General features: G+C 68.5%; 12 protein-coding genes. 6 read left to right on the top strand and 6 right to left on the bottom strand.

The features are described 5' to 3' along the window. Window positions 1–75: 75 nt before the first annotated feature. Together MUN76_RS13070 and groL are read left to right on the top strand one after the other, a co-directional pair. Window positions 76–834: a LytR C-terminal domain-containing protein gene (locus tag MUN76_RS13070; protein WP_244685244.1), complete on the top strand. Its 759-nt coding sequence runs from the start codon at window positions 76–78 to the stop codon at window positions 832–834. A gap of 230 nt (window positions 835–1,064) precedes the next feature. Continuing rightward, window positions 1,065–2,684: a chaperonin GroEL gene (groL, locus tag MUN76_RS13075; RefSeq protein WP_244685245.1), complete on the top strand. Its 1,620-nt coding sequence runs from the start codon at window positions 1,065–1,067 to the stop codon at window positions 2,682–2,684. Between the two features lie 206 nt (window positions 2,685–2,890). On the opposite strand, the gene MUN76_RS13080 is transcribed toward groL, so the two are convergent. From MUN76_RS13080 to MUN76_RS13100, 5 genes are read right to left on the bottom strand one after another with little or no spacing between them, the layout of a single operon-like run. After that, window positions 2,891–4,363 carry a sensor histidine kinase gene (locus tag MUN76_RS13080; RefSeq protein ID WP_244685246.1) on the bottom strand — a complete coding sequence of 491 codons (1,473 nt, stop codon included), beginning with the start codon at window positions 4,361–4,363 and terminating at the stop codon, window positions 2,891–2,893. A 1-nt stretch (window position 4,364) separates the two neighbouring features. After that, a complete protein-coding gene (locus MUN76_RS13085) occupies window positions 4,365–5,066 on the bottom strand; it encodes a response regulator transcription factor (RefSeq protein ID WP_244685247.1) in 702 nt (233 codons plus the stop codon). A 22-nt stretch (window positions 5,067–5,088) separates the two neighbouring features. Beyond that, entirely contained in the window at window positions 5,089–6,777 is a 1,689-nt protein-coding gene (locus MUN76_RS13090) for a DNA repair helicase XPB (protein WP_244685248.1), read from the bottom strand. Window positions 6,778–6,802: 25 nt separating this feature from the next. Next, window positions 6,803–8,584, bottom strand: coding sequence for a helicase-associated domain-containing protein (locus tag MUN76_RS13095; protein WP_244685249.1), 1,782 nt, complete (start codon window positions 8,582–8,584; stop codon window positions 6,803–6,805). A gap of 14 nt (window positions 8,585–8,598) precedes the next feature. Further along, window positions 8,599–8,865: a hypothetical protein gene (locus MUN76_RS13100; protein ID WP_244685250.1), complete on the bottom strand. Its 267-nt coding sequence runs from the start codon at window positions 8,863–8,865 to the stop codon at window positions 8,599–8,601. A 142-nt stretch (window positions 8,866–9,007) separates the two neighbouring features. Between MUN76_RS13100 and MUN76_RS13105 the strand changes: the two genes are divergently transcribed. Next, window positions 9,008–9,385, top strand: coding sequence for a cold-shock protein (locus MUN76_RS13105; protein ID WP_244685251.1), 378 nt, complete (start codon window positions 9,008–9,010; stop codon window positions 9,383–9,385). Continuing rightward, window positions 9,378–10,106: a DUF3027 domain-containing protein gene (locus MUN76_RS13110; protein ID WP_244685253.1), complete on the top strand. Its 729-nt coding sequence runs from the start codon at window positions 9,378–9,380 to the stop codon at window positions 10,104–10,106. The genes MUN76_RS13105 and MUN76_RS13110 overlap by 8 nt, the downstream gene beginning before the upstream one ends. Window positions 10,107–10,123: 17 nt before the next feature. On the opposite strand, the gene serC is transcribed toward MUN76_RS13110, so the two are convergent. Next, window positions 10,124–11,245 (bottom strand): phosphoserine transaminase, encoded by a 1,122-nt coding sequence (serC, locus tag MUN76_RS13115; RefSeq protein WP_244685255.1) that lies wholly within the window; start codon window positions 11,243–11,245, stop codon window positions 10,124–10,126. Between the two features lie 129 nt (window positions 11,246–11,374). Between serC and MUN76_RS13120 the strand changes: the two genes are divergently transcribed. Beyond that, window positions 11,375–12,067: an iron-dependent transcriptional repressor DtxR gene (locus MUN76_RS13120; protein WP_244685257.1), complete on the top strand. Its 693-nt coding sequence runs from the start codon at window positions 11,375–11,377 to the stop codon at window positions 12,065–12,067. Between the two features lie 70 nt (window positions 12,068–12,137). Beyond that, complete coding sequence (gene gdhA, locus MUN76_RS13125) at window positions 12,138–13,490, top strand: NADP-specific glutamate dehydrogenase (RefSeq protein WP_244685259.1); 1,353 nt, start codon at window positions 12,138–12,140, stop codon at window positions 13,488–13,490. Window positions 13,491–13,561 lie beyond the last annotated feature (71 nt).

Below are 13,561 nucleotides of genomic sequence, written 5' to 3' on the forward strand. Positions count from 1 at the left end.
GCGGTACGCTAGTGCTGAGAGTGCCGATGTGCCGTGCGCTCGGCGAATGATCATGTGGGTTCCGAGGAGTTGAGTGTGGCGCAGAAGACCGAAGGCGCTCGGACGCCCGTGCGGAGCGGTTTGCACCTGCCCGAGGATCGCTTCGATCGGGTGACTCGCAGCGGCAGAGTCGGTGCCCATCGGATCACGGCCCGCCCTCGGCACGTCTGGCAGTACCTGGTCGGTGCGCTGCTGGGCTTCGCCCTGCTCACGACGATCGGGATCCTCGCGGTGCAGAGTATCGGGAGCGCAGGCAAGCTCCCCATCGTGGGCAGCCCCGAGGCGACGTCCGCGCCCGCCACGAAGGTGCCTGCCGAGCTCGACCCGACGGCGACCGTCGCGGTGCTGAACGGCAGCCCGACGAACAATCTCGCCGCGGCGCTCGACACGATCATCACGCAGGAGCAGTGGGGGCAGATCCTCTTCTCAGGCAGTGCCGCCACGTCCGACGTGCAGATCTCCGCCGTGTTCTACATGGATCCGGCCGATGAGGCCGCGGCGGCGGGCCTGGCCGCCAAGCTCGGCGGCATCTCGACCTACGTGACGCAGGACTACGCGAGCTACCAAGCGCGACTCGTCGTGCTGCTCGGCGCCGACTACGCGGGGCCCGGGATCGCCGAAGCCGAGGCGCTGACGTCGGGAACGACCGCCACGGAGGAGCCCGCCACGGATCCCGAGACCGGGTACACCATCGACCCGGCGACCGGTCAGCTCATTGACCCCGCGACCGGCTTCCTCATCGATCCCGCCTCGGGGCTGCCGATCGACCCCGCCACGGGCCTGCCGGTTCAGTAGGCACCGTCTCGTTCGGGCGCGGCGTCCGCCCCTCGCGAACACGCGTCGCTCACCGCTGCGGATCGAGGCTGTGGGTTGGGCGGGAGTGCCGAACGCCGCTTGCACTCACCGGGTGTGAGTGCCAAGATTGTGTTAGCAGTCGATTCGACTGAGTGCTAAGAATCCGCGTCGTTGCGACTGCCACCGGCGCGGAAGTCCCATCACGAGAACGTCCGAGAGAGGCGAATTACATGGCAAAGATCATTGCGTTTGATGAAGAAGCACGTCGTGGGCTCGAGCGGGGCCTGAACACCCTCGCCGACGCCGTGAAGGTGACGCTCGGCCCGCGCGGTCGCAACGTCGTCCTCGAGAAGAAGTGGGGCGCCCCCACGATCACCAACGACGGCGTCTCCATCGCCAAGGAGATCGAGCTCGACGACCCCTTCGAGAAGATCGGCGCAGAGCTGGTCAAGGAGGTCGCCAAGAAGACCGATGACGTCGCAGGCGACGGCACCACCACCGCGACCGTGCTGGCACAGGCGCTCGTGCGCGAGGGCCTCCGCAACGTGGCCGCGGGCAGCGATCCCATCGCGATCAAGAAGGGCATCGAGGCCGCCGTGGCAGCCGTCACCGCCAAGCTTCTCGCAAACGCCAAGGAGATCGAGACCACCGACCAGATCGCGGCGACCGCCTCGATCTCGGCGGCAGACGAGCAGATCGGCGCGCTCATCGCCGAGGCCATCGACAAGGTCGGCAAGGAGGGCGTCGTCACCGTCGAGGAGTCGAACACCTTCGGCACCGAGCTCGAGCTGACCGAGGGCATGCGCTTCGACAAGGGCTACCTGTCGGCGTACTTCGTCACCGACGCCGACCGCCAGGAGGTCGTCTTCGAGGAGCCCTACATCCTCATCGTCAACAGCAAGGTCTCGAACATCAAGGACCTGCTCTCGGTCGTCGACCCGGTGATCCAGTCGGGCAAGCAGCTCCTCATCATCGCCGAGGACGTCGAGGGCGAAGCACTCGCGACCCTCGTGCTCAACAAGATCCGCGGCATTTTCAAGTCGGCAGCCGTCAAGGCTCCGGGCTTCGGCGATCGCCGCAAGGCCATGCTCCAGGACATCGCGATCCTCACCGGCGGCCAGGTCATCTCGGAAGAGGTCGGCCTGAAGCTCGAGAACGCGACGCTCGACATGCTCGGCACCGCGCGCAAGGTCATCATCACCAAGGATGAGACCACCATCGTGCAGGGTGCGGGCGACGAGGAGGCCATCGCCGGCCGCGTCACCCAGATCCGTCGCGAGATCGAGAACACCGACAGCGACTACGATCGCGAGAAGCTGCAGGAGCGCCTCGCGAAGCTCGCCGGTGGCGTCGCCGTCATCAAGGCGGGTGCCGCGACCGAGGTCGAGCTCAAGGAGCGCAAGCACCGTATCGAGGACGCCGTGCGCAACGCCAAGGCTGCCGTGGAAGAGGGCGTGCTGCCCGGTGGTGGCGTCGCGCTGATCCAGGCGGGCCAGGAGGCCTTCGCCGGCCTCGAGCTCTCCGGGGACGTCGCCGTGGGCGCGAAGATCGTGCAGACCGCCATCGAGGCGCCGCTGCGTCAGATCGCACTCAACGCGGGCCTCGAGCCCGGCGTGGTCGTCGCTCAGGTCGCGAGCCTGCCGATCGGACACGGCCTCAACGCCGCGACCGGTGAGTACGGCGACCTGGTCGCCCAGGGGATCCTCGATCCCGCGAAGGTGACCCGTTCGGCGCTGCAGAACGCGGCCTCGATCGCCGGTCTCTTCCTCACCACCGAGGTCGTCGTCGCCGACAAGCCCGAGCCCGCCGCTCCGGCTGCCGGTGACCCGGGTGCCGGGATGGACTTCTAAGCACTCCCTGAAAACGGGGGTCGTGCCTGCGGGTGCGGCCCCCGTTTTGTGTGTGTCCCGGGGGTGCGCGTGCGCTCGTGCAGAGGTCTGAGTTCGGGCGGAGGCCTGCGCTCGTGCAGAGATCCGCGTTCCGGCTGAGGGATTCGAGGCATCCGGTCAGCGGGATTGCAGATCTCTGTATCTGTGCCCGTTGGTAGTAGGACGGCTCAGTCGTTCGCGGGGCCCGTGCTGCCGGGCAGGTCGACGCGGAAGGTCGCACCGCCCCCGGGGGTCTCGTGCACACTGACGGATCCGCCGTGGGCGTCCACGATCGATTTCACGATCGCGAGCCCGAGCCCCGAGCCGCCGGTCTCCCGGTTGCGGGAGGTGTCGGCGCGCCAGAACCGGCCGAAGATCTTCTCGCGCAGCTGCTCCGGGATCCCCTCGCCGTGATCGATGATCTCGAAGCGCGACATCGCCGGCCGGCCTTCCTCGCTCGGCACGGTGGAGACCGCGATCTCGATCGGGCTGCCGTCGGGGGTGTGCCGCATCGCGTTGCCGATGAGGTTCGTCATGAGCTGCCGCACCTTGTGCTCGTCGCCGAGCACGGTGGGCGACGCGGGATCCTCGATCGCGGTGACGACACGGTCGGAGGCCTGCGCGCGGGCGTCGAGCACGGCGTCCTGCGCCAGTCGGTTGAGTTCCAGCGTGGTGAGCTGCAGCGGTCGGCGCTCGTCCAGACGGGCGAGCGCGAGGAGGTCCTCGACGAGCGAGGTCATGCGGATCGCCTCTTTTTCGATGCGCTCCATCGCCTGCCGAACCTGCTCGTCGTCCTGCAGCGCTCCCATGCGGTAGAGCTCGGCGTAGCCGCGGACGGACACGAGGGGCGTGCGCAGTTCGTGGCTGGCATCGCCGATGAACCGGCGCATGCGCTCGATCGTGCGCTCGCGATCCTCCAGTGACCCGTCGAGCCGGTCGAGCATGACGTTCAGCGACTCGCCCAGGTGCCCGACCTCGGTGTGCGGGTTCGCGACCATGATGCGCTTCGAGTAGTCGCCGCGGGCGATCTCGAGCGCCGTCTTCTCGACCTCGGCGAGCGGGAGGAACGTGGCGGTCACGAGCAGCCGGGTGAGCGCGGCGCCGAGCAGGATGACGGCGATCCCGAACCCGGTGAAGATGATGACGTACTGGGCGACGACCTCGTTGATGTTGGCGGTCGAGGCGGCGATGAGCAGGGTGCCCGGGGGCTTGTCGGTGATCGTGATCGGGATCACGATCGCGCGCCACTCGACCCCCTCCGCGTTGCGCAGCGTGGTGATCTGGTTCTGCGCCTGGGCGAGCTGATCGCCGGTGAGGTTGGGCACCACGGGCAGCGAGGCGCTGCTGTGCCCGCGCGTGTTGTCGACCTGCAGATTGCCCTCGGAATCGAGGAGGGCGACGTAGTACTTCTGGTCGGCGTAGATGATGTCGTCGCGGTTGAGCGCGTTCGTCGACGCTCCGGGTGCGAGGGCGAGCGTCGGATCGCTGTAGAGCTGGGCGAGCGCCGTCGTCTGATTGTTGATCAGCATGGGGCGGAGCACGGAGAGCGTGCCGACTCCGGCGACGATGAGGCCCAAGAAGAGGATGAACACGGTCACCCCGGTGATCTTGGCCCGCAGCGAGACCTCGGCCCAGCGCTCCCCGTAGCTCTGCCGCGCCACCCTACTTCGTTTCGGTCTTCAGCATGTACCCGAAGCCGCGCTTGGTCTGGATGAGCGACTCCTCGGTCAGCGGATCGAGCTTGCGGCGGAGGTAGGAGATGTAGGACTCGACGATGCCGGCGTCCCCGTTGAAGTCGTACTCCCAGACGTGATCCAGGATCTGCGCCTTCGACAGCACGCGGTTGGCGTTCTGCATGAGGTAGCGCAGCAGCTTGAACTCGGTGGGGGAGAGCTCGACCGAGGTGCCCTCGACGTTGACCTCGTGGGTGTCCTGATCCATGGTGATCGGGCCGATGCTGAGCACCGAGTCCTCGTCCTCCTGGATCGTGCGGCGGAGCACCGCCTTGATCCGGGCGATGATCTCGTCCAGGCTGAACGGCTTCGTGACGTAGTCGTCGCCGCCGACCGTGAGGCCCTCGACCTTGTCCTCGGTGTCGTCCTTCGCCGTGAGGAAGATGATGGGGGCGGTGTAGCCGGCCGAGCGCAGGCGCTTCGTGACGCTGAACCCGTTCATGTCGGGCAGCATCACATCGAGCACGATGAGGTCGGGTTCCTCTTCGAGCACGGCGGAGATGGTCTGCGCGCCGTTGCCGACCGCGCGGACGCCGAAGCCGGCGAAGCGGAGGCTGGTGCTGAGCAGTTCGCGGATGCTGGGCTCGTCGTCCACGATAAGGATCCGGGGGCCCTTGTGCTGAGTAGTCATGGATTCAGTCTCTGACCGTTTGCTATGAACTCGCTGGAAGCGCGTGCGATTGCGGCGACGCGGCATCGAAGGCGTCGGCGTCGAGGATCGTGTACGCGTAGCCCTGCTCGGCGAGGAAACGCTGCCGGTTCTGCGCGAAGTCCTGGTCCACGGTGTCGCGGGCGATGAGCGTATAGAAGGACGCAGTAGCGCCATTGGACTTCGGCCGCAGCAGCCGCCCGAGTCGCTGCGCCTCCTCCTGCCGCGAGCCGAAGGATCCCGAGATCTGGATCGCGACGGAGGCGTCGGGGAGGTCGACGGAGAAGTTCGCGACCTTCGACACGACGAGGATCCGCTCCTCGCCCGTCCGGAATGCGTTGAACAGCTCCTCCCGCTCGTCGACGGGCGTCTGCCCCGTGATCAGGGGCGACCCGAGGGCCTCCGCCATCGACTCGAGCTGGTCGATGTACTGGCCGATCACGAGCACGCTCTCGCCCGGGTGCCGGTCGATGATCCGTCTCGCGAGGGGTTGCTTCTGCTCCGTGCTCGACGCGATGCGGTAGCGATCCTGATCCTCGGCCACGGCGTAGTCGAGCCGCTCGCTCTCACTCAGATCGATGCGCACCTCAAAGCACTCGGCCGGCGCGATGAACCCCTGCGCCTCGATGTCCTTCCACGCCGCGTCGTAGCGCTTCGGCCCGATGAGGCTGAAGACGTCGCCCTCGCGACCGTCCTCGCGCACGAGGGTGGCGGTGAGGCCGAGGCGGCGGCGGGCCTGGAGCTCCGCGGTCAGCTTGAAGACCGGGGCTGGCAGCAGGTGCACCTCGTCGTAGACGATGACCCCCCAGTCCTGGGCGTCGAGGAGCGAGAGGTGCGCGTACTCGCCCTTCCGGCGGCTCGTCAGGATCTGGTAGGTGGCGATCGTGACCGCCTTCACCTCCTTGACCTGCCCGGAGTACTCGCCGATGTCGTCGGGGGTCAGGGTGGTGCGCCGCAGCAGCTCGTCCCGCCACTGGCGGGCCGACACGGCGTTCGTCACGAGGATCAGCGTCTTCGCGCCGACCTCGGCCATCGCCGCGGCCCCCACGATCGTCTTGCCGGCACCGCAGGGCAGCACCACGACGCCCGATCCGCCGCGCTCGAACGCCTCGACGGCGCGGGCCTGGTAGTCGCGCAGCGCCCAACCGTCCTGCACCAGCTCGATGTCGTACGGCTCACCGGGGGTGTACCCCGCCAGGTCCTCCGCGGGCCACCCGCGGGCCACGAGCTGCTGCTTGAGCTCGCCGCGGGCCCAGGCCTCGACCGGGTAGCGATGCTCATCGATCCGATTGCCGAGGAGCGGGGCGACCTTCTTCGCGCTGGTCACTTCGCGCAGGGTCGCGGCGTCGTCGGAGCGCAGCACGAGCTGGCTGTCGCGGTTGCCCGGCTCGAGCCGCTCGATGGTGAGCCGGCCGTACCGGCGCATCGTGTCCTCGATCTCTCGAGCGACGCCTGTCGGCACGGGGAACTTCGCGTACTGGTTCAGCGTGGTGAGGATCTCGTCGGCCGTGTGCCCGGCGGCGCGCGCGTTCCAGAGGCCCAGGCGGGTGACCCGGTAGGTGTGGATGTGCTCCGGAGCTCGCTCGAGCTCCGCGAAGACCGCAAGCGCGTGGCGGGCGTCCTCCGCGTCGGGGTGCGCGACCTCGAGGAGGACGGTGTGGTCGCTCTGCACGATCAGGGGGCCGAGAGTCATAGCGAATCAGTTTACCGGGTCGGGATCAGATCGTCTCGACCGCGGTGATCGTGCTCACGGGGAGCGTGCGCTCCATCCCGGCCGCGGCATCGGTCGCGCGCAGGCGCCCTCCGCTGAGCGAAACGGGGAGCAGCGTGAAGACGTGGACCTGCCCGCGCGCCTCCGCAGTGACGCGCACGGTGCCGCGCTCCCGGATCGCGAGCTCCAGGAGGCGTGTGAAATCGCCCGTGCCCGGTTCCGAGCGCGCGGCGAGGAAGACCCGGTCCACGAGGGTCGCGAGCTCCGGCGCGAGGGCACCGGAGTCGACGGGCCCCGATGGCCCGTCGAGGCGCGGTATAGGTCGCGTCTCGAGGCGCGCACTCGCGAGCGACGCCGGATACCGGGCGTCGGTGAGCGCCGCGATGACGTGCTCGGGGCGGAGCCGCGAGTACAGCACACCGCGGTTCGAGGTGCTGAGGGTGAACTGCACGTGCTGCAGGCTGCGGTCGACGAGGATCGTCTGCCCGAGCTCCGGGCGCGACACCGTGACCCTCGTGCGGCCCTCATCTCCGAGGTGATCGGCCACCACGATCGTGCCGACCCGGTCGGCGAGCGAGGTGAGGAGATAGTCGAGCGGTTGCGGCATGCCGGTGAGCGAGAGCCTCGTGAATGCCGCCCGTGCCGACTCCACGGTCGCGCCGCGCTCGATCGCGTCGGCGAGCGAGGCCTCCGTGACCCGGCGCGTGGTGGCGACGCCGACGTGCTCGGGGCGGGAGAGCGCGGCGATCTCCGCTTCGTCCTCGGGGGCGAGCGGGCCCGGGACCACCAGACTGAGATCGGGTTGCACGTAGATGCCGGATGCGATGGCGGGCAGGTCCCGCGCGAGCACCGCGCGGGCCGCTGCAGCGTCCCCGTCGAGCAGAGCCCGCGCGGGATCGCTGAGGGCCCCCTCGACGGTGAGGCCGAGGTGCTCTGCCGAGCGTGCGAACTCGGCGGCCGCGGCGAGCTCGGCCGCTGGGAGCAGCGGGAACCGGTGGGGCAGCAGCTCGACCGCCTCGGTGAGGTGCGCCGGCGTCGCGTCCAGCGCACCGCGCACGGGTGCGGGCATCTTCGCGAGGGCCGCTTCGGCCAGGGCGACCCACCGATCGCCGTACGATGCGGCGAGCCAGTCGGAGGCGCCGGGCGCGGCGAGCAGCAGTTGGCTGGCCTTGGAGGCCGTGATGAGCCCGGCCCGCTCGAGCGCGCGCAGCGCGAACGAGGCGTCGGCGAACTCGACGCTCGACGATTCGGCGATGAGCCGGATCGTGGCGACCGCGATCGAGCCGTTGCGGTTCAGCCGGCCCGGGCGCTCGAGCACCAGTCGGAGGATCTCGGCGGCCTGGCCGACCGCGGTCACGGCGGAGGCGTACCAGACGCTCGTATCGTGGACGGGGTCACCCTCGAGCTCCGGAACGGGGCCGAGGTTCGACGGGTCGATCTCCACTCCTGCAGTCGCGAGGCCGCTCCGGATCGCCTCGGTCACCTCGGGGAGCGCGGCGGGCCGACCGTCGTCGGTGCCGACGAGCCCGAGGCGCGTCAGCTCATCGACGAGGGCGGGGTCGACCGACTCGGGGTCGGCATCCGCGAGGCGGAGCAGCGCGGCGAGCCGGGTGGTGTCGAGCGGGGCCAGGATGCGCTGCACGGCGTCCGCGCGGAGCAGCTCGGAGGCGAGTCCGATCGGATCCGACACGCCGGCTGCGGCCTGCGGGCGACGCTGCAGGACCAGTGCGGACAGCGTTTCGCGGTCCATCCCCGCGATCGCGGAGGCGAGGGCCAGCGTTCCGCTCATGTGCGTGATCCCGCCTACCTCTGGGTGCTCGCGCGGAACTCGCGACGTCTGCGCCGCTGGCTGAGGATCAGCAGAATGATGAGCAGGACGAAGCCGATCGGCAGCCCGATCAGCGAGATCCCGTAGACGATGGGCCACAGCCCGTCCGCCATTGCCTCGCGGTCGTTCATGCCGACGATCAGCGTCACGAAGAACGACAGCAGTGCGATCGCGATGATCGACAGCGACGCGAAGGCGAGGATCCGCTCAAGCAGCGTCGGGGAGTTGGGTTCGGAGGACATCCTTTTCATTTTATCGGGTGCTGGGCCGCGTGGGGAGAGAGGAACAAACGGTAGACTCGTCTGGATACGCGAATGCACGGGCTCACGAAGGTGAAGTGAGTGCTGGAGCACGAGAGTTCGCCGAGATGGAGAGGGACGAGGCATGCCGAACGGCAAGGTCAGGTTCTACGACGAAGATAAGGGCTTTGGGTTCATCCAGGGCGACGATGGGCAGCAGGTGTACCTGCACGCCTCCGTCGTGCCCGCCGACGCCGATGTGCAGACCGGCACGCGGCTGGAGTACAGCGTCGCCGATGGTCGCAAGGGGCCGCAGGCGCTGTCGGTGCGGGTGCTCGATACCCCGCGACTCGCGAAGCGGACCCGGAAGTCGGCGGACGAGATGTCGATCATCATCGAGGATCTCGTGAAGCTTCTCGACGGGCTCGGCGAGCGGTTGAAGCACGGGCAGTACCCAGAACGTGCGCAGTCGCGGAACGTGGCGACAATGCTGCGCCGAGTCGCGGACGATTTCGATGTCTGACCTGTCGCCGCAGGACGGCGCCGAGGAGGATCCGTCCGCGGCCGCCGAGAGTGGCGTCGCAGAGGTCGACGCGGTTCCACCCGCGGCGGATCCCGTGCTGCTCGACGCGCGCGAACAGGCTCGCACCGCGCTCCTCGACATCACCGATGCGCAGTCGATCGGTGTGCCCGACGGGCACGAGGTGCACGAGGAACACGTGCTGACGCTGTTCTTCGAGTGCCGTCTGCCCGGGTACCCCGGGTGGCGCTGGGCGGCGACGCTGGCGCGTGTGGACGAGGAATCGCCCGTGAACGTGCTCGAGGTCGAACTGCTGCCCGGGGCCGGAGCGGTCATCGCGCCGGAGTGGGTGCCGTGGTCGGAGCGACTCGCGCAGTATCGCGAAGCCCAGACGAAGCACGCCGCCGACGAGGCCGCCGCCGCGGAGGCAGCGGCGCTCGAGCTGCACGACGACGATGAGGACGACGACGCCGAGCACGACCTGCTCGACAACGACTACAGCGACTTCGACGACGAGATCGACGGCGTCGACGTCGATGCGGCCGGTGGTGACGTGGCCGATGATGACTCGGACGATGACGCCGACGAGTTCGAGGACGCAGACCTCGATGACACCGACGATGATCCCGAAATCGGGGACGACTCGGACGATGATGACACCGACGATGACGACGACTCGGACGAAGACGACGTCGACGAGAACGAGGACGACTCCGACGAGTAGCCGGAGTCGCCCGGGCGTTACGCGCTCAGGCGCTCGAGCACGTAGTCGATGGACTGCGTGAGTGCGCGGACGTCATCGGGATCGATGGCCGTGAAGGTCGCGACGCGGAGCTGATTGCGGCCGAGCTTGCGGTAGGGCTCGGTGTCGACGACGCCGTTCTCGCGCAGCGCCGCCGAGATGGCGGAAGCGTCGATCGAGTCGTCGAAGTCGATGGTGACGACGACCTGTGAGCGGTGATCCGGATTCGTGACGAACGGAGTCGCGACCGAGGTGCGCTCCGCCCAGTCGTAGAGCACCCCCGAGGACTCCGCGGTGCGCGCGGCCGCCCACGACAGGCCGCCGTTCCCGTTGATCCAGCGCACCTGCTCGTCCATCAGCGCCAGCGTCGCGAGTGCGGGGGTATTGAGGGTCTGATCCTTCCGCGAGTTCTCGATCGCGCCCGCCAGGTTGAGGGTCTCGGGAATGTACCGGTCGGACGCCGTGACGCGCTCGATGCGCTCGATGGCCGCGGGGGAGACCAGCGCGAACCAGAGCCCGCCGTCCGAGGCGAAGTTCTTCTGCGGGGAGAAGTAGTAGACATCGACCTCGGAGGCGTCGAAGTCGATCCCGCCCGCACCGCTCGTGGCGTCGACGACCGTGAGCGCGCCGGCATCGCCGGCGACGCGCCGCACATCGGTCATGACTCCGGTGGAGGTCTCGTTGTGCGGATAGGCGTAGACATCGACGCCGGCGACGGCCTCGCTCGCCGAGCGCGAGCCCGGATCAGCGGCGCGAACGTCGGGGGCCTCCAGGAACGGCGCGGCGGCCGAGGCCTTGGCGAACTTCGCGCCGAACTCGCCGAAGGTGAGGTGCTGGCTCCGGCACTCGATGAGCGAGTGCACTGCGGAGTCCCAGAACGTCGTGGCACCGCCGTTGGCGAGCAGGATCTCGTAGCCCTCTGGGGCCCGGAACAGTTCGGCGAGGCCGGCGCGCACGCTGCCCACCAAACGCTTCACCGGAGCCTGACGGTGCGAGGTGCCGAGCACACCGGGCTGCAGGGTCGCGAGGAAGTCGAGCTGCTCGTTCCTCACCTTCGACGGGCCGCAGCCGAATCGTCCGTCGGCGGGCAAGAGGGCAGCGGGAATGGTGATGTCGGCCATGGCGTTTATTCTATCGATCGCGTGCGCAACGGGTGACCGCGGAGCCAGACGTTCCGCTCCGCGACATCCTGCGCTGAAGCGCAAAGCGCATGCTCTAGGCTGGGGACAGCACACGACCGGGAGGCGGCGATGACGGATCTGATCGATACGACGGAGATGTATCTTCGAACGATTCTGGAGCTCGAAGAGGAAGGGATCGTGCCGCTGCGCGCCCGGATCTCCGAGCGGCTGAGTCACTCGGGTCCGACCGTATCCCAGACCGTCGGACGGATGGAGCGGGACGGCCTCGTGATCGTCACCGACGACCGTCGTCTCGAGCTCACGCCCGAGGGGCGCACCAAAGCGGTCAACGTGATGCGCAAGCACCGGCTCGCCGAGCGGTTGCTCGCCGACGTCATCGGGCTCGAGTGGGAGTACGTGCACGAGGAGGCCTGCCGCTGGGAGCACGTCATGAGCGAGCGCGTCGAGCGCAAGCTCCTCGACATCCTCCACCACCCGACCGAGTCACCGTACGGCAATCCGATCCCGGGCCTCGAAGAGCTGGGGTCGCGCATGGCGGGCTCCTTCCAGTCGGGTGTGGTCGGGGTCGGTGAGCTGCTGATCGAGGCGGATCGTACGGTCACCGCGCGGATCCGGCGCCTCGCCGAGCCGGCGCAGGTGGATCCCGAACTGCTGGGGCAGCTCGCCGCAGCCGGGGTGAAGCCCGGTAACACGGCGGCCTTCACTCGGCGCGGCGACTACGTCCGGATCGAGGCCGAGGGGCAGCCGGAGGCGATCGATCTGCCGATCGAGATCGCTGCGCACATCTTCGTCTCGCCGTAACGACGAGGCTCGGCGGAGTCGATACCGGACCGAGCATTCACTCACCCAGGTACACCCGAGGAGTTCACCGTTGACACTGCCCACGCCTGAAGCTCATCTGCGCGCCGTCGCAGCGATCGTCGAACACCGGAGCGCCGGGGAGTCGGAGTTCCTGCAGTCGGTGCACGAGGTCCTCGACACGCTCACCCCGGTGCTCTCGGAGCACCCGGACTTCATCGAAGCGGGGATCCTCGACCGCCTCGTGGAGCCCGAGCGCCAGGTCATCTTCCGGGTGCCGTGGACGGACGATGAGAATCGCGTTCGTGTGAACCGCGGCTTCCGCGTGCAGTTCAACTCGGCGCTCGGGCCGTTCAAGGGCGGGCTCCGCTTCCACCCGAGCGTGAACCTGTCGGTCATCAAGTTCCTGGGCTTCGAGCAGATCTTCAAGAATGCGCTCACCTCGCAGCGCATCGGCGCGGGCAAGGGCGGATCCGACTTCGATCCGAGCGGCAAGAGCGACGCAGAGGTGATGCGGTTCTGCCAGAGCTTCATGATGGAGCTCGTGCATCACATCGGCGAGCACCAGGACGTGCCCGCCGGAGACATCGGCGTCGGCGCGCGTGAGATCGGCTACCTGTTCGGTCAGTACCGGCGGATCACGCAGCGCTACGAAGCGGGAGTGCTGACCGGCAAGGGTGTGAGCTGGGGCGGCGCGGAGGTGCGCACCGAGGCGACCGGGTACGGTGCGGTGTTCTTCGTCGACGAGATGCTGCGACGCGCGGGGCACGGCCTCGAGGGGCGACGCGTTGTGGTCTCCGGATCCGGCAACGTGGCGACCTACGCGATCGAGAAGGTGCACCAGCTCGGCGGACGCGCGGTGTCGGCGTCCGACTCCAGCGGCTACATCGTCGACGAGGCAGGGATCGACCTCGAGCTGCTGAAGCAGATCAAAGAGGTGGAGCGCGCGCGGATCTCGGAGTACGCGGCGCGACGCTCGGGATCGCACTTCGTCGCGGGCGGCTCGGTCTGGGACGTGCAGGGAGACGTCGCACTGCCGTGCGCCACGCAGAACGAACTGCACGAGGCCGACGCGCGCAAGCTGATCGCGGGCGGCGTGGTCGCGGTGGCGGAGGGCGCGAACATGCCCACGACCCCGGACGCGGTGGAGGCCTTCCAACAGGCGGGCGTGCTCTTCGCGCCCGGCAAGGCGGCGAACGCCGGCGGTGTCGCGACCTCGGCCCTCGAGATGAGCCAGAACGCGGCGCGGTCGCGCTGGGATCGTGAGAAGAGCGAGTCCCGCCTGCACGACATCATGCGCGACGTGCACGAGTCGACCTATGAGGCGTCCGAGCGCTACGGACGCCCGGGCGACTACGTGCTGGGCGCCAATTCGGCGGCCTTCGTGACGGTGGCGCAGGCGATGCTCGAGCAGGGTGTCATCTAATTCGACGTCGAGAGATCCAAACCTTCAACCAACGTTGAAAGTTGTTGAATTTCCGCCTGTTTCAGGGTGAT

Origin of the sequence: Leucobacter rhizosphaerae (assembly GCF_022919175.1) — a bacterium.
Lineage (GTDB): Bacteria > Actinomycetota > Actinomycetes > Actinomycetales > Microbacteriaceae > Leucobacter > Leucobacter rhizosphaerae.